Genomic DNA, 21,329 nt, shown 5'->3' with positions numbered 1-21,329 from the left:
CCCGCATCGAAGTCGCAGGAATTGGGCGCACGGCGGGAGCTGTCGCGGCACCATGATCGTTGTGAACCCTTCGCTGCTGATGCGACGCGCGATCCTGGCGGCCGCCCGCTCCGGCTCGATCCGGTCGGCGGTGGTCGCCGCCCCGGGGACGCGGGGGATCGTCCGTCGGTTCGTCGCCGGGCAGGAGCTGCCCGAGGCGGTCCGGGTCGCCGGCGAGCTCGTCGAGCGCGGCATGCACGTCTCGCTGGACCACCTCGGTGAGGACACCTCCGACCGCGCCGACGCGGCCGCGATGCGCGACTCGTGCATCGCCGCACTGGACGCCCTCGGCGCGGCTGGGCTGACCGGCAAGGCCGAGATCTCGGTGAAGCTGTCCTCGCTGGGCCAGTTCCTCGGCCCGGACGGCGCGAAGCTGGCGCTGGACCATGCCCGGCAGATCTGCGCGGCCGCCGCCCGGCACGGCACCACGGTGACGCTGGACATGGAGGACCACACCACCACCGACGCGACCCTGGAGACGCTGCGCGAGCTGCGCGCGGACCACCCGTGGGTCGGCGCGGTCCTGCAGGCCTACCTGCACCGCACGCTGACCGACGCCCGGGAGCTGTCCGGGCCGGGCTCCCGGGTCCGGCTGTGCAAGGGCGCCTACCGCGAGCCGCCGTCGGTCGCGTACCAGGACCCCGCCGAGGTCGACCGCAACTACGTCCGGTGCCTGCGAGTTCTGATGGAGGGTCAGGGCCGACCGATGGTCGCCACCCACGACCCCCGGTTGATCACGATCGCCGGCCACCTGGCTTCCGGGGCGCACCGCGCGGCGGGCGAGTTCGAGTACCAGATGCTGCACGGCGTCCGGCCCGACGAGCAACGCCGGTTGGCCGACACCGGCGCCACCGTGCGGGTCTACGTCCCGTTCGGGGAGCAGTGGTACCCGTACCTGATGCGTAGGCTGGCCGAGCGCCCCGCCAACGTGGCGTTCTTCGCCCGCGCCGTGCTCACCAAGGGCTGAGTCCGCCCCGGCCACGACGTGGCAGAGTGGCGGCATGACGCAGCGGGTGGCCGTGCTGGGCGGCGGCAAGATGGGAGAGGCACTGCTTTCCGGCATGCTCCGGGCCGGTCGCAGCGCCGACGCGGTGGTGGTGGCCGAACGGCACCCGGAGCGGGCCAAGTTCCTGCGCGAGACCTACGGGGTCGCGACGCCGGGCAACGCCGAGGCCGTCAAGTCCGCCGACATCATCCTGCTGGCCGTGAAGCCGCAGGACATGGCCGGGCTGCTGACCGAGATCGGCGGCGACGTGCGACCGGACCAGTTGGTCGTCTCGGTCGCGGCAGGCATCCCGACGGCGTTCATCGAGCGCCACGTCGGCGCGGAGGTCCCGGTGGTCCGGGTCATGTCGAACACCGCGGTCTTCGTCGACGCGGCGATGAGCGCGATCTCGCCCGGATCGCACGCCGGCCCGGAGCACCTGCGCACCGCGGAGAGCCTGCTGACCCCGGTCGGTGAGGTCATCCGGGTGCCCGAGGCCCAGCAGGATGCGGTCACCGCGCTGTCCGGGTCCGGCCCGGCGTACTTCTTCTACCTGGTCGAGGCGATGACCGACGCCGGGATCCTGCTCGGGCTGCCCCGCGAGGTGGCGTACCAACTGATCGTGCAGACCGCGATCGGCTCGGCGCGGATGCTGAAGGAGACCGGTGAGCACCCGGTCAAGCTGCGCGAGGCGGTCATGTCGCCGGCCGGAACCACGATCGCGGCGATCCGGGAGATGGAGAACCACGGCGTGCGCGCCGCACTGCTGGCCGCGTTGGAGGCCGCCCGCGACCGGTCCCGGGAGCTGGCCTCCGGCATCGGCTGACTACCCGTCAGTTTGATCTGACTGGTAGTCAGATGTGCTGGATTCCCACGGCGACGGAGTGGATGGCCAGCCCGGCCAAGGCGCCGACCACGGTTCCGTTGATCCGGATGAACTGCAGGTCCTTCCCGACCGCGGTCTCGATGCGGCTGGAGGCGTCGTGGGCGTCCCAGGCCTGCACCTGGGAGTGGATCAGCGTCACCAGTTGGTCGCCGTACTCCCCGACGACCCAGCGGATCGCCCGGTCCAGGTAGTCGTTCGCGTGGGCGGTGAACTCCGGGTCGGTCTGCAATCGTTGGCCGAGCTTCCGCAGGACCGCCGCCACCTGGCTCTCGAACGCCCCGTCCGGTGCCGTCAACGACCCGCGCACCGAGCCGAGCAGGTCGGTGACGACCGAGGCGAGGTGTTCCTGGATCCCCGGGTCCTGCACCCACTCCAGCAGCTGCTCGTCGACCGCGCGGGCGTGGTCCGGGTTGGTGCGCAGTTGCTCGGCGAAGCGCAGCAGCCCGTCGTCGAGCGTGCGCCGCATCCGGTGGTCGCGGCCCTGCCGGATCATGTCGTCCAGGGTCCGCAGGAGGTAGTCGAGGACTCGGTCCACCCGGCCGCGCGTGGTCAAGACCCGCAGGATCGGGCCCATGGAGTCGCCGAGGCTCATCAGGAAGTCGTGCCAGTCGGCGCGGTGCTCGCGCAGGTGGTCGCGGGCCGAGATCACCAGGACGTCGACCAGCGGCTGCCGCCCGCGGCCCTCCACGGCGGTGCGCAGCACCTCCCCGATCCGGGGCGCCCAGGACCTCCCGTCCGCCTGACGGTGCCTCAGATCCGTGTGCAGCGCCTCGAACAGGACCTCGGCCAGGGCGCGCGGGTCCAGCGAGTCCACGGCCGCCGCCAACGGGACCGACGCGGCGCGGGCCAGCGCGCGCCCCCGCTCCGGATCGGCCAGGTAGTGCGCCACCCGCTCGACCGGCCGCGCCGCGCGCACCTGCGCGGCGACCGCGTCGGGCGTGACGAAGTTGCCGGTGACGAACTCCCCGAGCTTGGCCGCCAGCACGTCCTTCTGCCGAGGCACCAGCGCGGTGTGCGGGATCGGTAGGCCGAGCGGGTGGCGGAACAGCGCGGTGACCGCGAACCAGTCCGCCAGGCCGCCGACCATCCCGGCCTCGGCGGCGGCCTGCACGAAGCCGACCCAGCCGGCGTCCGGCAGCGCGAACGTCACCAGGAAGACCGCACCCGCGACCGCCAGCAGTCCGGTGGCCCGCAGCTTCATCCGGCGCAGCGCGGCTCGCCCGACCGGGTCGTCCACCCCGCCGACGACGCGCGCCAGCGGTCCGGCCGCCGGGCCCGGAGCGGTCATGTCGGCAGCCTAGGGGCCGACGCGGTGATCGTCCGGGACGTCGTGCCGCCGTCCGACCCGCGGCGGCGATATGCCCTAAATTCGAATCCATGAGGTGTTCCGTGCCGACGCGGGTCATGTGGGACCCCGCGTTGATCGGCTACAACTTCGGCCGCGGTCACCCGCTGGCCCCGGTGCGGGTCGACCTGACCATGCGGCTGGCCCGCGAGTTCGGCATCCTCGACCGTTCCGACGTCAGCGTGCAGGCGGCGCCGGGTGCTCAGGAGAAGACCCTGCGCCTGCTGCACGAGGCGCCGTACCTGGCCGCGGTGCGCCGGGCGGGCGTCGATCCGCTCCAGACCGACCTCTACCGAGGGCTCGGCACCGGCGACAACCCCACCTTCCACGGCATGTACGAGGCCTCCGCGCTGGTGGCCGGGCAGAGCGTGGCCGCCGCCGAGGCGGTCTGGCACGGCGAGGCCGGGCACGCGATCAACATCGCCGGCGGCCTGCACCACGCCCTGGCCGGGTCGGCCAGCGGCTTCTGCGTGTTCAACGACGTCGCGCTGGGCATTGCCCGGCTGCTCGAGCTCGGGGCCGAGCGGGTCGCCTACGTCGACGTCGACGTGCATCACGGCGACGGCGTGCAGGAACTGTTCTTCCACGACCCGCGGGTGCTCACGATCTCGCTGCACGAGTCCGGCCGGACCCTGTTCCCGGGCACCGGATTCCCGGACGAGACCGGCGGGCCGGGCGCGCCGGGCTCCTCGGTCAACGTCGCCCTGCCGGCCGGCACTGGCGACGCGGGCTGGTTGCGGGCATTCGAGGCCGTCGTCCCGCCGCTGCTGCGGGCCTTCGCCCCGCAGGTCCTGGTCACCCAGCACGGCTGCGACACCCACGCCGAGGACCCGCTGGCACACCTGACCATGACCGTCGACGGCCAACGCCGCTCGTACGCCCGGCTGCACGAGCTCGCCCACGAGGTGTCCGGCGGCCGTTGGCTGGCCACCGGGGGCGGCGGCTACGCCCTGGTCGAGGTGGTGCCGCGCTCCTGGACCCACCTGCTGGCCGAGCTCACCGGGGAACCGCTCGACCCGGGCCTGGACACCACCGCCGACTGGCAGGCCCACGTCGGGTCGTTGGGCGGCAGCGCACCGCTGCGGATGACCGACGGTGCGGACGCCGCCTTCGAACCTTGGGGTACCGGCGGCGCGGACGCCGTCGACGAGGCGATCCGTGCCACCCGGGCGGCCACGTTCGCGGCCCACGGTCTCGATCCTGCGACGGCGGCATGACCGTCGAATCCCGTCGACGATTGGTCGACCACCTGCGGAAATCGGCCATCGCGGGCGACGTGGCCACCCCGCGGGAGGCCAATCTGCGCAGTTACCGGAATTTTGCCTCGGACGCCGTTTACCCCAAATTCGGTCTCACCTCGGATCGGCACTGGACGCCGGACGACGTGCTGGCCGTGATGGTCCGGCGCTGCGGCGTCGATCCGGACCCGAGGCACCTGTCCGGGCCCGACACGATCGACCCGGATCTCACCCTGGCGCAGCTCGACGCCGCCGGTGCCAGCATCGGTGAGATCGCCGCGGCACGAGGCAGTGTGCTGTTGGCGACAGGGCACCCCTCGGGGCTGCTCCAGGTGCACCTCGAGCTCGCTACCGCGTTGCGCCGGGCCGGGTGCCGATTGCTGACTCCCGGCTCCGGCCTGCGCCATATCGAGCGTCGCAGGGGTGAACCGGAGGAGCGGGAGGTCCGCTACGTCGGCGACGTCGCGATGGTCTCCGACCGCGGCGCGCTCAACCACACCCACTCGGCCCGGCCCATGCAGGGAATCCTCGAACTGCTCGACGAGAGCGGGCAGGACCTGCCGGACCTGGTGGTCGCCGACCACGGTTGGGCCGGTGCGGCGGGGGAGGCCGGGCTGTCCGTCGTCGGGTTCGCCGACTGCAACGACCCGGCCTTGTTTGTGGGCGAGGAGGACGGGAAGGTCGACGTTGTCGTCCCGTTGGACGACAACGTGAGCCCTTACCTGTACCTGCCAGTGATCGAATACCTGCTGGAAACGGCTGGGATCTGAGGAAAGTTCACCCCTTCGGGTGGTAAAGCAGAGGCGCCGAGCGGTCCGCTATGTCATCAAATATCGGTCCATAACGGTCAACGCGTGTCGCTCCATCGGCGTCACTGGGTATCGGGCACAATGCGGCCCCTTCCCCATCCGTACCTCTGGCCACTAATGTTGACGTGTTCACGTGGGAGTCCCGCCTTCGTGACATCCGCGGGCCCTACCCTCGCGGCGCCGTTGCGGTCGAAAGGTCCGGTGCGTCCATGGCTTCGAACGAGCAACCGCTCGCCGACGTCTCGTTCCTGACCGTGGCAGAAGTCGCCACGAAGATGCGGGTATCGAAGATGACCGTGTACCGCCTGGTGCACAACGGGGAGCTGCCTGCGGTTCGCGTGGGTCGTTCGTTCCGGGTGCCCGAGAATGCGGTGCAGGCCTACCTGCAGTCGTCCTACTACGAGGCCGACATCGGCTGACGCCGCCGGCACTGCTATGCCTCTCGACGCCGATCCGCCATCCGCGGGTCGGCGTCGCTTCGTGTGCGGATAGGCTGAGGCCTCGATCACGCGCGGGTTCGACTGCACGTGGCGTCACCGGTGAGCGAAGGTTACGCAGTGGGCTCTGTAATCAAGAAGCGTCGCAAGCGGATGGCGAAGAAGAAGCACCGCAAGCTGCTCAAGCGGACCCGGGTCCAGCGCCGCAACAAGAAGTAGCGGCGCACCCGCTAGGACTGGGCAGGTATGGGGCGGACAGTTCTGGTCACCGGAGTCGCACGGCCATTGGGAAGTCGGCTCGTGCGCCGGTTGAACGACGAGCCAGGGGTCGACCGCGTGATCGGCATCGACACGATCCCGCCGCGTACCGACCTGGGCCGCGCTGAGTTCGTCCGAGCCGACATCCGCAACCCGATCATCGCCAGGGTGATCGGAGCCGCGGAGGTCGACACGGTCGTGCACATGAGCGTCAGCCGCTCCGGCGGCGGCTCGGCGAACCGGTCGTCGGTGAAGGAAGTCAACGTCATCGGCACGATGCAGCTGCTCGCGGCCTGTCAGAAGGCGCCGAGCCTGCGCCGGCTGATCGTGAAGTCCACGACCGCGGTCTACGGGTGCTCGTTCCGCGACCCGGCACTGTTCACCGAGACGACCGAGCCGGTCGTGCCGCCGCGCGGTGGCTACGCCAAGGACGCCGTCGAGGTCGAGAGCTACGTGCGCGGCTTCGGCCGGCGTCGGGCCGACGTCGCGGTCGCCGTGCTGCGGTTCGCCAATTTCATGGGCCCGGACGTCGACTCCCCGTTGACCCGGCTGTTCACGCTGCCGGTCGTGCCGACCGTGCTCGGCCATGACGCGCGCCTGCAGTTCGTCCACGTCGAGGACGGCCTGGAAGTGCTGCGGCGGGCCGTGATCGGCGACCACCGCGGCGTGTTCAACGTGGCCGGGCCGGGCGTGCTGCTGATGTCGCAGGCTGCCCGCCGAGCCGGACGCCCCACGATGGCCGTTCCGTCCCGGGCGATGGGCTCGGTCGGCACGTTGTTGCGTCGGGCCGGCATGCTGAATCTGAGCGAGGAGATCGTCGAGTTCCTCACCCACGGCCGGGCGGTCGACACCGCTCGGTTGTGGGAGCGGTTCGGGTTCCGGCCCACGCACAGCACATTGGCGACCTTCGACGAGTTCCTCGACGTCCGCGGGCGCGGCCCGCTCACCCCGGACCGGCTGGCCCACGCGGCCGACCAGGCGTTCGAGGCCGTGCGCTCGTTCTCCTTGCCGGTTCCACAGCCCCGCACGGCGGCCGGCCGGGTGCTGGCAGCGGTCGGGGACGACGTCGATGAGTGAGGCCCGGGTGATCCCGTTCAGCCCGCAGGAGCGCCGCTCCGGCGGCGAGTCGGGCCTGCCGGTGGGGAGCCCGCCGTCCGCGTCCAAGAAGGTCCCGCAGGACGCCGGGAGGGGGAATCCGTTGCGGGCCGTGGACCAGAGCGTCGCCCGGAGCCTGGCATTCCTGCGGCGGCGGCTGTCCGGGGACTACACGATCGACGACTTCGGCTACGACGCCGAGCTGACCGAGTCTGTGCTGCTCGCTCCGCTCCGGCCGCTGTTCTCGCGTTGGTTCCGGGTCGAGGTGCGCGGGCTGTCGAACATCCCGGACACCGGCGGCGCGCTGGTCGTCTCCAACCACTCCGGCACGCTGCCGCTCGACACGCTGATGATGATGCTCGCGATCGGCGACCACCACCCGGCCAAGCGTTGTCTGCGTCCGCTAGGCGCCGACCTGCTCTTCGGGACACCGTTCCTCGGCGCGCTGGCCCGCAAGTCCGGGGCCACGCTGGCCTGCGTCCCGGACGCGGAGCGGCTGTTGGCGGCCGGTGAGGTCGTCGGGGTGTGGCCGGAGGGCTACAAGGGTCTGGGAAAGCCCTTCCGGGAGCGCTACAAGCTCCAGCGCTTCGGCCGGGGCGGGTTCGTGGCCGCCGCATTGCGGACCCGGACACCGATCATCCCCGCCGCCGTCGTCGGGGCCGAGGAGATCTACCCCGTGATCGGCAACCTGCGCTCGATCGCCCGGGTGCTGGGCCTGCCGTACCTACCGATCACGCCGACGTTCCCGCTGCTCGGCACGCTGGGCCTGGTCCCGCTGCCGAGCAAGTGGATCATCGAGTTCGGCCCGCCGATCCTCACCGACGACCAGCCGGCCGGCGCCGCCGACGACCCGATGCTCGTGTTCGACCTGGCCGACCGGGTCCGCGAGTCGATCCAGGCCGACCTCTACCGCCTGCTGATGCAGCGCCGCTCCGTATTCACGTAAGCCGCGCGCCGGGGTCGGACCCCGGTCAGGGACGCCCTAGCGGTCGGACGCGAGGTGGCTGTAGTGCCCGCCCAGCTGGGCCAGGCTGAAGTCCAGGCCGGCGGTCAGGCTGCCCGGGATCATCGTGTCGATCGAGTCGTCCGGCAGCGGCAGGAGCCCGAGCAGGAACGACCCGCCGGCCGACGACATCCCGGCCGGCGTCGGGCGCAGCGGGCCGGCGGAATCCGAATCGGCCGGGTCGTCGGAGCTCGAGGCCAAACTGGGTCGGGCCGCCGGGTCGAACAGGTCGGTGTCGACCAGGCTGCGGACGTCACGCTCGACGTCGGTCTGCTCCCGGTGCGACCTCTGGGAATGCTTCGCGCTCGCGCTCTTGGCGTTCTCGCGGGCCGAGGCGACCGCGTCGTCAACCGAGTTAACGGTCGGGTCGGTCAGGTGCGAGAGGTCCTCGCGGTCGGCGTCGGACCGGCTGGCCCGGGCCGCGGCAGGCGCCGGATTCAGCGGCGTCGTCTGGACTGTCCGGTCGACGGCCGGGGCCGGCGTCCCGGTGGCCGAGGCCACCCGCGCGGCGATGCTCTGAACCTCGCCGATCAGCGAGTCCTGCTTGGGCAACAGCTCGACCGGCAGCAGCGCCCGCATCTCGTTGAGCGTCGTGGTGCGGTGGTCGACGAAGTCGGCGAGCGGGGCCAGAACCTTCGGGTCCTGGTAGTGGCCGAACGCGGCGAACAGGTGGTTGCTGCCTGAGGCCAGCGCATCGGACATGTCCGAGAGGGTGTCGCGCAACTCCTGGACCACCACAGGGTCGGCGGACTGGCTGCCGTCGCGGGCCAGCAACGCCTGGACCTCGGAGAGCCGGGTGGCGGCGATCGCCAGGTACTGGTCGCCCTTCGCCCGGTCGCCGTTGGCCAGCGCGAGCTGGACGCCCTCCACCGCGCGCTTGACCTCGTACAACCGGTCGCCGGGCAGCGCGTGGGTGCTGGCCACGGCGGTCGCCGCGACGCCACCGGTGGAGATCGTGAGCACGGCGCCCGCGGCCACCAGCCGACGCCGCCAGTGCGCCGCGGTCGGCCGTGCGACCGCAGCCGGGGCGGTGTTGAGCAGGCGTACCCGCAGCGCGTCGCTGAACTCGGCGCTCGGTGTGATGATCGCCCCGGCACCGGCCAGGCCGGCCGCCACGTTGCGCAGCAACAGGAACTGCGCGTCGCCGGCAACCGCAGCCTCGAGCGCCAGCGCGAACTGCCTGCTCTGCCGGCGTTCCATGGGCCGCATACTCACCCGCTCACCCCCGCCCCTGCTCTCGTCGGACAGCACAACGACCCCGCGGGCGGGAAGTTACGCTCCGGGCGCAACGGGGCGCGCACCGCGACGACCGCGGCTGTGCCGGGGTCCGAGTCATGCGGTCTCCTCCGGCAGGATGGCCGCGAGCGTGCGCACCGCCCGGTACTGCAGCGTCTTGATCGCACCCTCGTTCTTGCCCATCACCCGGGCCGTCTCGGCAACCGAGAGCCCCTGCAGGAAACGCAGCACCAGGCACTCCTGCTGCTGCGGGTTGAGCCGTTTGAGCGCCTCCAGCAGCGTCGCGTTCGTCCACGCGCGCATCACGGCGTGCTCCGGCCCTTCCGTCGCCTCGTCGCCGCTCTCGGCGGCGACCATGTCGGCGGTGGTGATCTCCAGCCGGAACCGGCTGGACTTGAAGTGGTCGGCGACCAGGTTCCGGGCGATCGTCACCAACCAGGCCGCGAAGTCGCGGCCCTGCCAGGTGAAGGTCCCGATGCGGCGCAGGGCGCGCAGGAAGGTCTCGCTGGTCAGGTCCTCGGCCAACTGCCGGGAGCCGACCCGGTAGTAGACGTAGCGGTAGACGGTGTCCAGGTAGCGGTCGTAAAGCGCGGCGAACGCCTCGGTGTCGCCCGCCTTGGCGGCCTCGACCAGTTGGCCGACCGGGCCGGTGGGGCTGCGGTCGTCGGGGGTGGGCGGCAGGGCCGGTTGGGAACGCTCGACCGACGGGGCCGGTGCGGGGACGCCGTACCCGGCGCCGGCGCGAGCTGCGCTGACGTTGAAGGTGACCGAGGGGCCGCGCGGCTCCGGCGGAAGGCCGGGCCGCGAGCCGGTCGATCCGCGCGGCGGCTCGTGCGCGGAGTGCACGGCCGCGCACAGGCCGGGCAGGCCTGATGCGGACGACGAGGGATGGGACATCGGCTCCCCGGGCGGACGGAGGCGGACGGGCAGTTGGGACGTGCGGTTGGGACGTGCGGTAGGGACGTGCAGCTGTTGCGCGGGCAGCGCAGCTGAGCGACGGGCCACCGGCGATGCGACCGGCGTCCGGCTCGGATCAGCCGCGCTGCTTCTCGTCAACCGCCCGAGCGTGCGCCGGCATGGCATCCGACGTACGGCACTCGTTCGGCCGACATTTGCGATGGTAGGCGCGGATTCGGATGTCGAACAGCTTTTGTGGACGAACCTTGACCATTGCGGCCGATCACGTGAGAACCGGGACGAACGTGGGCATCAGTAGGCATACCGCGCAACTACCGGCGTGCGTTGGTGATCACTATTGGCGGCGTCGATGCACCGATGCTGCCGCGGCGATTCCGCCCGCCAAGGCCCCTGCTCCGGCCGCTGTCGGCAATCCGATCTTCGCGGCTTTCCGCTTGGTCCGGTAATCCCGGATCCGCCATCCGTTCGCCTTTGCGTGGGCCCGGAGTTCTGCGTCCGGATTCACTGCACAGGGGTGTCCGACCATCTCCAGCATAGGTATGTCGTTGGCCGAGTCGCTGTACGCGGAGCAGCGCTCCAGGTCCAGGTGCTCGACCGCGGCGAGCGCCGCGATCGCCTCCGCCTTGGCCGGTCCGTGCAGCGGTTTCCCGTGCAGCCGGCCCGTGTACCTGCCGTTTTCTATCTCGGCCACGGTGCCCAGCGCCCCGGTCAGGCCCAGGCGGTCGGCGATGGTCCGGGCCAGTTCGACCGGCGATGCCGTGACCAGCCACACCTGTTGGCCGGCGTGCAGATGCATCTGCGTCAACGCGCGGGTTCCCGGCCAAATTCGTTTGGAGATCAATTCGTCGAAGATCTCCTCACCGATCGCCTGGATTTCCTCCACCGGTCGACCCTCGATGAACGAAAGGGCGGTGGTCTGGGCCGAATTCATGTGGTCGAGATCCTCGGAACCGGCCACGACGAACTTCAGTTGCATCAGCGCAAAACGTGCTATGTCCCGGTTTGTGAAGAATCGCCGGGCGTAGAGGCCGCGCGCGAGGTGGAAGATGGAGGCGCCGCGCACGACGGTGTTGTCCACGTCGAAGAAGGCCGCCGCGGTGGGGTCCGGCGCACTGCGGCGGGTGTGCGGGGGCGCCGTCCGCGCCCCTGGGACCGGGCCGGCTCCGACTCTCGAGTCGCTTGCCGGAGGCAGGCTGCCAACCATCGCGTTCGAGCCTAACCCGTGCCGCCGACCGTCCGGATCGTCCGCGCGGACAGCCCGGCGAACTGCGGGCGAACTCCAGCGACCCTCAACTGGCAGACTCGGTCGACGTGAGCGCCGCACCCGCAGCCAACCTCGCCGACCTGACGCAGGCTGCCGCCGCACGGACCCCGGACCGGCCCGCGCTTATCGTCGGCGACACCCGGCTGACCTGGGCCGATCTGCAGCGGCGGGTCGAGGACCTGGCCGCCGAACTGCTCTGCCGCGACCTGCGGATGGCCGACCGCGTCGGACTGGCCGCGGGCGGCGCACTGGAGTTCGTCACCGGCTACCTGGCCGCGCTGCGCGCCGGGCTGATCGTCGTCCCGATCGACCACACGGCCGCGGCGGGCGAGGTCACCCGCGCGCTGACGGCCACCGGTGCGCGCCTGCTGCTCGCCGACGCGCGCGGCGAGTCGACGACCCGCGCCGGCGCGGAGGCGGCGGCTCAGGCCGGTTCCCCGGCGCCGGTCCTGGTCCTGGACGCCGCCGGGCCCGCGTCGCGCCCGGCCGGTGCCCGAACCCGGGTCGACTACGGCGGCGAGGCCACCGCGGTGCTGCTCGAGACGGCCGGGACCGGCGGCCGGGCCAAGCGCGCGATGCTCTCCCACCGGGCCCTGCTGGCGAACCTGGCCCAGTGCGCGGCGCTGGACCCCGCGCCGGTCATGCCCGGCGACACCGTGCTGCTGGCGCTGCCGCTGTTCCACGTGTTCGGGCTCAACGCCGTCCTGGGCCACGCGCTGCACGCCGGCGCGACCGTGGTGGCGGCCGACGCCGCAGACCCGGCGGCGACGTTGGCGCTGATCGCCCGGGCCGGCGTCACCAGCGTCGCGGGCACGCCCAGCATGTTCGCCGGCTGGGCCGCCCAGCCGGCGGCCCGTGCGGCGCTGTCCGGGGTCCGGGTGCTGGTCAGCGGTTCGGCGCCGCTGTCGGCGGGGGAGATCGAGGTCTTCCGGGAGGCCACCGGCAAGACCGTCTGGCAGGGCTACGGGCTGACCGAGGCGGCCCCGGTGGTGTCGGCGTCGATGCGGTCGAAACCGGGTTCGGTGGGTCGGCCGATACCCGGCATCGAGGTCCGAGTGATGGACCGGGCCGGCCATCCGGCCGCCGATGGCGACCCCGGCGAGCTCGAGGTCCGCGGGCCGAACCTGTTCTCCGGCTACTGGCCCGACGGCGCCTCGGCCCCGGATCGCGACGGCTGGTACGCCACCGGCGACATGGGCTGGTGCGACGCCGACGGCGACCTGTTCATGGTCAGCCGGCGGCCGGACGTGATCACGGTCAGCGGCTTCCCGGTCTATCCCCGCGAGGTCGAGGACGTCGTCTGCGCCCACCCCGGCGTCGAGCAGGCGGCCGTCGTCGGGATCGCGGACGACGCGGCCGGTCAGGTCGTGAAGCTGTTCGTGGTCGCCGCGGCAGACGTGGGACTCACCGCGGATACGCTGCGGGCCTGGTGCGCCGAGCGGCTGGGCCGGTTCAAGGTGCCGCGGCAGGTGGAGTTCGTCGCCGACCTCCCCCGATCGATCGCCGGGACCATCGCCCGCGGCCGGCTGCGCGCGACCGACGAGGGGGAGCAGTGACCACCGAAGGTCCGCCGGTCCGCGTGACGCTGTACTCGAAACCGGGTTGTCACCTCTGCGAGGTCGCCGCCGCAGTGGTCGCGGAGGTCACCGCGGAGCTCGGCGTCGGGTGGACCGAGATCGACATCACGACCGACGACGAGCTGTACAAGCGCTGGTGGGAGCAGATCCCGGTCACCCTGGTCGACGGCGCTCAGCACGACTTCTGGCGGGTCGACCCGGACCGGTTGCGGGCCGCCCTGCGCCCCGGAGGCCGTCTCACATACTGAGACAACGGGGTCGCGCGAGTTTGTTCCCGTGTTCACAAGTGCTTACTCTGGCGTCCGCCCCGAGGGTTATCGGACCGGAGGCCGAGTGGACGAGCGCAGCGAGCGAACGAGTGTCACAGTGCCCGCCAACTGCGACTCGCACAGGCGAACGCAGGCGTCGCGGTGAGCGAGAACCGCGCCGGCGCCGCTACTGGGCGCCCTCTCGCCATCCGCCCGAGGTCTCGATCCAGCCGACGGGTCGGCCTGCCGGACGCCACCGTCGCCCGGTTGCCGGAGTACCTGCGAGCGCTGCTGGCCTGCGCCGAACGGGGGGTCCAGACCGTATCTTCCGAGTTGCTGGCCGCGGCCACCGGGGTCAACTCCGCCAAGCTGCGCAAGGACCTGTCCTATCTCGGCTCGTACGGGATCCGGGGGGTCGGCTACGACGTCGAGTACCTGGTCCGCCAGATCTCCCGCGAACTCGGTTTGACCCAGGACTGGGCCGTCGCAATCGTGGGTATCGGGTCGCTGGGCCACGCGCTGGCGAACTACGCGGGATTTTCCTCGCGCGGGTTCCGGATCGCGGCGCTGATCGACGCCGATCCCGATCGGATCGGGGAGAGCCTGGCCGGGGTGCGGGTCGAGTCGTTGGCCGATCTCGAACACCTGGTGGCCGCCCGCGGGGTGTCCATCGGCGTGATCGCCACGCCGGCTGGTGCGGCGCAGGCGGTGTGCGACCGGCTGGTCGAGGCCGGTGTGACGAGCATCCTGAACTTCGCCCCGATCCTGCTCACCGTCCCGCCCGGCGTCGACGTGCGGAAGGTGGACCTCTCCTTGGAGCTGCAGATCCTGGCCTGCCACGCACAACGCAAGGCGATGGCTCCGCAACTGCCGTCCGGGCGGACCCGCACCAAGCCGGAACGCACGGCCGCCGAGCCGGCGGTGGTGACACCGTGAGTGTGTTGGTGATGGGGTTGTCGCACCGGACCGGTCCGGTGAGCCTGCTGGAGCGGGTCACGATCGGCGGCGACGCGCTGGTCAAGCTGATGACCGACGCCGCGGCGGCCGAGCACGTCCTGGAGATCGCGGTGCTGTCCACCTGCAACCGGGTGGAGCTCTACGCCGAGGTCGACAAGTTCCACGGCGGCCTGGCCGACCTCTCCGAGCTGCTGTGCCGGCACAGCGGGCTGGGCCTGGAGGAGCTGCGGCCGCACCTCTACGTGCACTACGAGGACCGCGCCGTCCAGCACCTGTTCTCGGTGGCCGCAGGCCTGGACTCGATGGTCGTCGGCGAGAGCCAGATCGTCGGGCAGGTCCGTTCGGCCCTGGCGCAGGCGCAGGAGCTGGGCACGGCCGGTCGGGTGCTGAACGAGCTGGTGCAGCACGCGCTTCGGGTCGGCAAGCTGACCCGCACCTCCACCGGCATCGGCGCGGCTGGGCGGTCGTTGGTCGGGGTCGCGCTCGAGCAGGCCGGCAGTGCGCTGGGCGGCCTGGCCGGTCGCCGCGCCGTGGTCGTCGGCGCCGGTTCGATGAGCGCGCTGGCCGCGACGTCGCTGCACCGGGCCGGCGTCGGCGAACTGCTGATCGCCAACCGGACCCACGCCCGCGCCGAGCACCTGGCCCGGGAGCTGGGTGGTCGTGCCATCCCGCTGGGCGAGGTCCCGGGCGCGCTGGCCGAGGTCGACCTGGTGGTCTGCTGTACCGGGGCCACCGAGCAGGTCATCGGCGTTGCCGAACTCTCCGCCGCGCTCGCCCGACACCCGCGGGGCCGGCTGGTGGCGATCGACCTGGCGATGCCGCGCGACATCGACCCGAGCGCAGCGGAACTGCCTGGCCTGCGGCTGATCGACCTGAACACGCTGGCCGACGACGAGACAGCGGGCGGTAGCCCGGCCGAGGTCGAGGCCGCGCGTCGGATCGTCGCGGCCGAGGTGGCGGTACACGCCGCCGAGCAGCGGGCCTCCCACGTGGCCCCCACTGTCGCCGCGCTGCGCACGATGGCCGACGACGTCGTCTCCGCCGAGATGCTCCGACTTTCCGGGCGGTTGCCCGACCTGGACCCGCGAGCTCGCGAGGAGATCACCCGTGCCGTGCGGCGGGTGGTCGACAAGTTGCTGCACGGCCCGACCGTGCGGGTCAAGGAACTGGCCAGTGGGCCGGACGGCCACGCCTACGCGGCCGCACTGCGCGAACTGTTCGACCTGGACCGCAACGCCGTCGAGGCCGTCACCCGCGCCGATCTCGCGGCCGAGGACATCGCCGAGGCCGACCTCGCGGCGATCCCACCCGGCTCCGGTTTGGGGCTGCTGTGACGGCGGTGCTGCGGCTGGGCACTCGGGGCAGTGCGCTGGCCCTCGCCCAGGCCGAGGACGTCGCGAACGCGGTCACGGCGGCCACCGGCCGAGCGGTCGAGCTGGTCCGGATCAGCACCGCCGGGGACAGCTCCGCCGAGCCGCTGGACCGCATCGGCGGCACCGGGGTGTTCGTGGGGGCGCTGCGCGAGGCCCTGCTGCGCGGCGAGATCGACTTCGCTGTGCACTCGTTGAAGGACCTGCCGACCCAACCGGCCCCCGGCCTGGTCGTCGCCGCGGTGCCGCAGCGCACCGACCCGCGCGACGCACTCGTCACGCGCGGGCTGACGCTGGGCGAGCTGCGGCCCGGTTCGCGGATCGGCACCGGCTCGCCGCGGCGTGCCGCGCAACTGGCCGCGCTCGGCTTCGGGCTGGAGGTCGTCCCGATCCGCGGCAACGTCGACACCCGGCTGCGGATGGTCGCCGCAGGCACGTTGGACGGGGTAGTGGTCGCGCGCGCAGGCCTGCTGCGCCTGGGTCGCGACGAGGAGATCTCCGAGGTGATCGACCCGCTGCAGATGCTCCCGGCCCCCGGGCAGGGCGCGCTGGCGATCGAGTGCCGCGAGCCGAACGATGCCGCCGCCACGGAACTGTTCGCACTGCTCGCCGCCCTGGAGGACCCGGACACCCGGGCCGTGGTCGACGCCGAGCGCACGGTCCTGGCCACCTTGGAGGCTGGCTGCTCCGCGCCGGTCGGCGCGCTGGGTGAGGCGGCCGAGGGCGACGAGGAGTACGAGGCCGAGATCTACCTCCGGGCAATCGTCTGCGCCCCGGACGGGTCGCACAGCGTGAAGCTGTCGACCACCGGGCCCTTGACCGACGCGGATTCCCTGGCCCGCAAGTTGGCCGAGGAGATGCTCGCCGAGGGTGCGGCGGACCTCATGGCCGAGCGCCCGCCGGCCGAGCGAGAACCGGGATGAGGCAGCGATTGAGACCGCTGCCGGCCGCACACGCTTTCCGACCCGCACCGAGCCACTCCGGAACGGAGTACGACAGATGAGCCCGACTCGCAAGGCGCCCGTCAAGGCGGTTGCACCCGAGGCCCCCGCGGCGCGTAGGACGGCGTCCGGAACGGTTGCCTTCGTCGGTGCCGGCCCAGGCGACCTCGGGCTGCTCACGGTCTCGGCCACCGAGCTGTTGGCCGAGGCCCAGGTTGTCGTGCTCGGGGACCACGCCCGCGAGCAGCTGCTGACCTGCTGCCCGCCCGACGTCGTCGTCGTCGACGGCGCGTTCGACCCCAGCGGCGCCGTGTTGACCCCGGCCGCTCGCGCGAAGGCCGTCATCGGTGCGACCAAGGGTGGCCGCCGCGTGGTCCGTCTGATGGACGGCGACCCGGCCCTGCACGTCGGCCTGGCCGAGGAGGCCGCCGCCTGCGTGAAGGCCGGTGTCGAGTTCCAGGTCGTGCCCGGCGTCCCGGCGATGTCGGCGGTGCCGGCGTTCGCGGGCGTGCCGCTGACCAGCCGCACCGTGCGCGAGGTGCGGGTCATCGACGCGCACGACCCCAAGACCGACTGGTTCTCGGTGGCCAGCAAGGACGCGACGCTGGTCCTGACCAACTCCTCCGACGCGGGCCTGATCCGCACCGCGGCCGCCAAGCTGATCGAGGCCGGTCTCGACCCGGCCACCCCGGTGCTGACCACCTGGGCCGGCACCACCACCGCGCAGCGCACTGTCGCCTCGGTGTTGGTCGACGTCGCTGACGCGTTGCCGAACGAGCCGCTGACCGGCTCTGCGGTGACCGTCATCGGCGACGTGGTCGACCTGCGGGCCACCCTGTCCTGGTTCGAGACCCGGCCGCTGTTCGGCTGGCGGGTGCTCGTGCCGCGCACCAAGGACCAGTCGGCGGGCCTGGTCTCCCGGCTGCGCTCGTTCGGCGCGGTGCCCGAGGAGGTGCCGACGATCTCCGTCGAGCCGCCGCGGGCCCCGCAGCAGATGGAGCGGGCGATCAAGGGCCTGGTCACCGGACGCTACGAGTGGACCGCGTTCACCTCACGCAACGCGGTCAAGGCCGTGCGGGAGAAGTTCGAGGAGTACGGCCTGGACGCCCGGGCGTTCTCCGGGATCAAGGTCGCCGCAGTCGGTGAGCAGACCGCTGCCGACCTGGCCGCGTGGGGCATCAAGGCCGATCTGGTGCCCAGCGGTGAGCAGTCCGCCAAGGGTCTGCTGGCCGACTGGCCGCCGTTCGACGAGGTCTTCGACCCGATCAACCGCGTCTTCCTGCCCCGCGCCGACATCGCCACCGAGACCCTGGTGGCCGGCCTGATCGAGCTGGGTTGGGAGGTCGACGACGTCACCGCGTACCGGACCGTGCGCGCCGCCCCGCCGCCCGCCCCGGTCCGCGAGGCGATCAAGAGCGGCGGCTTCGACGCGGTCGTGTTCACCTCGTCCTCGACGGTGCGGAACCTCGTCGGCATCGCCGGCAAGCCGCACGCCGGGACGGTCATCGCCTGCATCGGCCCGGCCACCGCGGCCGCGGCCGAGGAGCACGGCCTGCGGGTCGACGTGCTGGCGCCGAACCCCTCGGCGCGCGACCTGGCCGACGCCCTGGCCGAGTACGGCGCCTCCCGGCAGGCCGAGGCCGTCGAGGCCGGCGAGTCCGCCCTTCGGCCGTCGGAGAAGCGCACGGCGGTCCGCCGCCGGCGCTGAGCGCCGTCCGGGTGGTTTGCAGTCGTCGACTTTTGTCCCTGCCTGTCGGTCGTTATAACGACCGACAGGCAGGGACAAGCGCTGACAAGCATGGATAACCGTCGACGACCGCAAGCCCAGCGGCCTCACGGCCTCGACGCGCGACCTAGGCTTTGGACATGACCCAGGGCGGATTTCCGGCGGTGCGGATGCGTCGGCTGCGGCGGACGGCGGCGCTGCGTCGGCTGACCGCGGAGACCTCCCTGGAGCCGCGGCACCTGGTGCTGCCGATGTTCGTCAAGGAAGGCGCCGGCGAGCCGACGCCGATCGCCTCGATGCCCGGCGTCGTGCAGCACTCGGCGGACTCGCTGCGCAAGGCCGCGGTCGAGGCGGTCGAGGCCGGGGTCGGCGGGCTGATGCTGTTCGGGATCCCGACGCACAAGGACGCCACCGGCTCCGGGGCCGACGCAGAGGGCGGCGTGCTCAACGTCGCGCTGCGCGACCTGCGGGCCGAACTCGGCGACTCGACCGTGCTGATGGCCGACCTGTGCCTGGACGAGTTCACCGACCACGGCCACTGCGGGGTGCTCGGTCCGGACGGTGGCGTGGACAACGACGCGACCCTCGAGCGCTACGCCCAAGTAGCGCTCGCCCAGGCCCGCGCGGGCGCCCACGTGCTCGGGCCCTCGGGGATGATGGACGGCCAGATCGGCTACGTACGAGCCGAACTCGACGCGGCCGGGTTCACCGACGTCGCGCTGCTGGCCTACTCGGCCAAGTTCGCCTCGGCGTTCTACGGCCCCTTCCGCGACGCGGTCGAGTCCAGCCTCGACGGCGATCGGCGGGCCTACCAGCAGGACCCGGGCAACGGCCGCGAGGCCCTGCGCGAGGTGCTGCTGGACGTCGCGGAGGGCGCGGACCTGGTCATGGTCAAGCCGGCGCTGGGCTACCTCGACGTGGTGTGGCAGGTCCGCGACGCCGTCGACATCCCGGTGGCGGCCTACCAGGTCTCGGGGGAGTACTCGATGATCGAGGCCGCTGCGAAGGCCGGATACTTGGACCGCGAACGCGCCATCGAGGAGTCGCTGCGCTCGATCCGGCGGGCCGGGGCCGACATCGTGCTCACCTACTGGGCACTCGAGGTCGCCCGTCGCCTGGGCTGAGCAAGCCCAAGGTCGTCATCTTGTGGGGCGCGGCGCCGACGAGCTTGTGCGGGCGCTGGTCCGAGACGCTCAGGATCGCCGCCCCGCAGGCGATCAACAGGAAGCCGGCAACGGCCAGTGCGAGGTCGCGCCGCCACCTGCGGGCGGCCGGGTCGCCCAGGGCAGCTGCGTCGCCGCCCGCCGAGAGGGCCACGTCGCCGGTCAGCGCGGCTGCCCCGGCGGGGTCGGCGAGGTCGCCGGCGGCCAACAGGTCCTCGCCACCGGTGAGCACGAACTCCAGCACCTCGACCGCTCCGGCCGAGTTCGGGGCCCGGTCGAACCAGGGGTGCCCGTCGGTCCGCTCGGCCCGCCACGACGGCGCGATCTGCTCCAGTGCCGGGCAGCGCGGGCCGACCAGCACCCGGGCGCCGGCCGCGTCGACCAAGGCGAATGGGGAAGCGGCGAACGACTCCACGGTGTCGCGGGTCGTCCCGTCGGTGGCCGACTGGCTGGCCAGGTACCAGACGCACTCCCGGCCGGACAGCGGTGCGCGCAGCGTCCCGCCGGGTCCCGGTGCCACGGTTCCGCGCACCACCACCCGCCCACCGGCCCGGGCCTTGCGCAGGTCGCCGAGCGGCAGCACTTTCCGGCCTGGCAGCAGCCGCAACTGCAGCCCCGCGCCGATCGCGCCGAGAGTCCCGATGATCGAGAGGAACGCACCGACGAGAACGAGAATCAAACCGATCGTGACCTGCACGCCGACCACCGTAGTGTTCGCCGATGGAGGGGCCGGCCGGTCGCGGTCCGCTGCGGCGGGCGAACCGCCGCGGACGAGTTCGCATCAGGCACGAAGTCGGCAAATTCCGGTGTCGGGTCGCGTGTCGGACTCGGCACATAAGGCACAGTTCGTAACGAACTGAGTCCGAGAATGGACACAGCAGGACGAACTGGCACACGCCGGGCGGAGTCGATTCACGTTCGGGAGGCCGAAAATGTGCACTGCGGCCGAATGGGTCATTGTTTGTCCCCAACGCAACCAAATCGACCGCAGCGGCGTCCAAGCCGTGAGGCCGCGTTCGGCCGGCTTGCCGTGCCCGTCCACACCCGGGGTACGCGGACCGGGCCGATCGCGCCGAGCAAGAACTCGCACGAGGAGGTGCCTGGCTTGACGACGCAGCGCGTGCCCGGTCGCGGCCGGACAATTGGGGTGGGCTTTCTGGCTGCCGGTACGGCGATCGCGGGGGTGATCACGGGGCTCGGTGTCCCGTCGTCGGCCTCCGAGGCCAACCACTCGACGGCGGCGGCGGTCGCGGCTCCCAACGGACCCAACTACGTGGCCGCGGCGGCGATGCCGCAAGGCGCGCGCTTCGGCTCCTGGACGGAGGGCCCGGTCAACAGCGGCACGCCCGCCAAGGCCCCCTTCTGCCTCGACGGTGTCTTCGACTCCTCCGACACCGGCAACCGCGCGTACTTCGGCAAGTCGAAGGTCGCCGCCGAGGAGTTGGTCAGTGTCCTGTCCGACACCGCGTCGGCCGACGCCCTGGTCACCAAGCTGCAGGCCAAGATCCAGGCCTGCTACCAGCAGTGGCTGAACATGGACATCCCTGCGTACCGGGGCGGCAAGCGCAGCGCCAGTTGGGCCCGCTACGCCTCCGGCGGCACGGCGACCGACCCGACCGTCTACGGCGTCTTCACCGTCCCGCCCGCCGGCTTCGACCACGCGACCAACCTGTTCGCGGTCGGAAAGCGCGGCAACAGCGTGATGGTGCTGCACCTCGTGCTGGTCGGCGACCGCGCCGACGCCCCGGTCGAGCAGTTCCGGGCGACCGCCTCGGCGGCGCTGGCCGCGCTGTACTGAGGTCCTCGCGGGCCGCGGTGGTGCGGACCACTCCTG

The 21,329-nt window shown here is 72.1% G+C and carries 21 protein-coding genes; 16 read left to right on the top strand and 5 right to left on the bottom strand.

What is annotated here, in order from left to right:
- Positions 1–61: 61 nt before the first annotated feature.
- On the top strand, positions 62–1,006 hold the full coding sequence (locus VHU88_21445; GenBank protein HEX3614264.1) for a proline dehydrogenase family protein: 945 nt from the start codon (positions 62–64) through the stop codon (positions 1,004–1,006).
- Between the two features lie 34 nt (positions 1,007–1,040).
- Complete coding sequence (gene proC, locus VHU88_21440; GenBank protein HEX3614263.1) at positions 1,041–1,850, top strand: pyrroline-5-carboxylate reductase; 810 nt, start codon at positions 1,041–1,043, stop codon at positions 1,848–1,850.
- A gap of 28 nt (positions 1,851–1,878) precedes the next feature.
- Here the strand turns inward: proC and VHU88_21435 are convergent, their stop codons facing one another.
- Entirely contained in the window at positions 1,879–3,198 is a 1,320-nt protein-coding gene (locus VHU88_21435) for a DUF445 domain-containing protein (GenBank protein HEX3614262.1), read from the bottom strand.
- Positions 3,199–3,287: 89 nt separating this feature from the next.
- Here VHU88_21435 and VHU88_21430 point away from each other — a divergent pair, with 89 nt between their 5' ends.
- The 6 genes from VHU88_21430 (at position 3,288) to VHU88_21405 (ending at position 8,038) form a co-directional block, all read left to right on the top strand.
- Entirely contained in the window at positions 3,288–4,472 is a 1,185-nt protein-coding gene (locus VHU88_21430; protein HEX3614261.1) for an acetoin utilization protein AcuC, read from the top strand.
- Positions 4,469–5,263, top strand: coding sequence for a phosphatase (locus VHU88_21425; GenBank protein ID HEX3614260.1), 795 nt, complete (start codon positions 4,469–4,471; stop codon positions 5,261–5,263). Before VHU88_21430 ends, VHU88_21425 begins: the two co-directional genes overlap by 4 nt.
- A gap of 248 nt (positions 5,264–5,511) precedes the next feature.
- Positions 5,512–5,721 (top strand): helix-turn-helix domain-containing protein, encoded by a 210-nt coding sequence (locus tag VHU88_21420; GenBank protein ID HEX3614259.1) that lies wholly within the window; start codon positions 5,512–5,514, stop codon positions 5,719–5,721.
- Positions 5,722–5,859: 138 nt separating this feature from the next.
- Complete coding sequence (locus tag VHU88_21415) at positions 5,860–5,958, top strand: AURKAIP1/COX24 domain-containing protein (GenBank protein HEX3614258.1); 99 nt, start codon at positions 5,860–5,862, stop codon at positions 5,956–5,958.
- 27 nt (positions 5,959–5,985) lie between these two features.
- Positions 5,986–7,074, top strand: a complete 1,089-nt coding sequence (locus VHU88_21410; GenBank protein ID HEX3614257.1) for an NAD-dependent epimerase/dehydratase family protein — start codon at positions 5,986–5,988, stop codon at positions 7,072–7,074.
- Positions 7,067–8,038, top strand: a complete 972-nt coding sequence (locus VHU88_21405) for a lysophospholipid acyltransferase family protein (protein HEX3614256.1) — start codon at positions 7,067–7,069, stop codon at positions 8,036–8,038. The genes VHU88_21410 and VHU88_21405 overlap by 8 nt, the downstream gene beginning before the upstream one ends.
- A 36-nt stretch (positions 8,039–8,074) precedes the next feature.
- Here VHU88_21405 and VHU88_21400 read toward each other — a convergent pair whose 3' ends face one another.
- The 3 genes from VHU88_21400 to VHU88_21390 form a co-directional block, all read right to left on the bottom strand.
- Positions 8,075–9,304, bottom strand: a complete 1,230-nt coding sequence (locus VHU88_21400; GenBank protein HEX3614255.1) for a DUF5667 domain-containing protein — start codon at positions 9,302–9,304, stop codon at positions 8,075–8,077.
- A 123-nt stretch (positions 9,305–9,427) separates the two neighbouring features.
- Positions 9,428–10,228 carry an ECF subfamily RNA polymerase sigma factor, BldN family gene (locus tag VHU88_21395; protein HEX3614254.1) on the bottom strand — a complete coding sequence of 267 codons (801 nt, stop codon included), beginning with the start codon at positions 10,226–10,228 and terminating at the stop codon, positions 9,428–9,430.
- 355 nt (positions 10,229–10,583) lie between these two features.
- On the bottom strand, positions 10,584–11,453 hold the full coding sequence (locus VHU88_21390; GenBank protein HEX3614253.1) for an HAD-IB family hydrolase: 870 nt from the start codon (positions 11,451–11,453) through the stop codon (positions 10,584–10,586).
- Positions 11,454–11,560: 107 nt separating this feature from the next.
- Here VHU88_21390 and VHU88_21385 point away from each other — a divergent pair, with 107 nt between their 5' ends.
- The 7 genes from VHU88_21385 (at position 11,561) to hemB (ending at position 19,456) form a co-directional block, all read left to right on the top strand.
- The gene (locus VHU88_21385) at positions 11,561–13,069 is read left to right on the top strand and encodes an AMP-binding protein (protein HEX3614252.1); all 1,509 of its coding nucleotides are present in this window, start codon (positions 11,561–11,563) and stop codon (positions 13,067–13,069) included.
- On the top strand, positions 13,066–13,338 hold the full coding sequence (locus tag VHU88_21380) for a glutaredoxin family protein (GenBank protein ID HEX3614251.1): 273 nt from the start codon (positions 13,066–13,068) through the stop codon (positions 13,336–13,338). The genes VHU88_21385 and VHU88_21380 overlap by 4 nt, the downstream gene beginning before the upstream one ends.
- A gap of 162 nt (positions 13,339–13,500) precedes the next feature.
- The gene (locus VHU88_21375; GenBank protein HEX3614250.1) at positions 13,501–14,274 is read left to right on the top strand and encodes a redox-sensing transcriptional repressor Rex; all 774 of its coding nucleotides are present in this window, start codon (positions 13,501–13,503) and stop codon (positions 14,272–14,274) included.
- Positions 14,271–15,629, top strand: a complete 1,359-nt coding sequence (locus VHU88_21370; GenBank protein HEX3614249.1) for a glutamyl-tRNA reductase — start codon at positions 14,271–14,273, stop codon at positions 15,627–15,629. Before VHU88_21375 ends, VHU88_21370 begins: the two co-directional genes overlap by 4 nt.
- Positions 15,626–16,588 carry a hydroxymethylbilane synthase gene (gene hemC, locus VHU88_21365; protein HEX3614248.1) on the top strand — a complete coding sequence of 321 codons (963 nt, stop codon included), beginning with the start codon at positions 15,626–15,628 and terminating at the stop codon, positions 16,586–16,588. Before VHU88_21370 ends, hemC begins: the two co-directional genes overlap by 4 nt.
- Positions 16,589–16,664: 76 nt before the next feature.
- The gene (locus VHU88_21360; protein ID HEX3614247.1) at positions 16,665–18,314 is read left to right on the top strand and encodes a bifunctional uroporphyrinogen-III C-methyltransferase/uroporphyrinogen-III synthase; all 1,650 of its coding nucleotides are present in this window, start codon (positions 16,665–16,667) and stop codon (positions 18,312–18,314) included.
- Positions 18,315–18,472: 158 nt separating this feature from the next.
- The gene (gene hemB, locus VHU88_21355) at positions 18,473–19,456 is read left to right on the top strand and encodes a porphobilinogen synthase (protein ID HEX3614246.1); all 984 of its coding nucleotides are present in this window, start codon (positions 18,473–18,475) and stop codon (positions 19,454–19,456) included.
- Here hemB and VHU88_21350 read toward each other — a convergent pair.
- On the bottom strand, positions 19,416–20,192 hold the full coding sequence (locus VHU88_21350; GenBank protein HEX3614245.1) for a hypothetical protein: 777 nt from the start codon (positions 20,190–20,192) through the stop codon (positions 19,416–19,418). The two genes, hemB and VHU88_21350, sit on opposite strands and share 41 nt — an antisense overlap.
- A gap of 408 nt (positions 20,193–20,600) precedes the next feature.
- Between VHU88_21350 and VHU88_21345 the strand changes: the two genes are divergently transcribed.
- Positions 20,601–21,293 (top strand): hypothetical protein, encoded by a 693-nt coding sequence (locus VHU88_21345; GenBank protein HEX3614244.1) that lies wholly within the window; start codon positions 20,601–20,603, stop codon positions 21,291–21,293.
- The last annotated feature ends 36 nt before the right edge of the window (positions 21,294–21,329 follow it).

The sequence above is a fragment of the Sporichthyaceae bacterium genome (assembly GCA_036269075.1).
GTDB lineage: Bacteria > Actinomycetota > Actinomycetes > Sporichthyales > Sporichthyaceae > DASQPJ01.
Note: the sequence above shows the minus strand (reverse complement) of the source record. Positions and strands in the feature narration are given on the sequence as shown.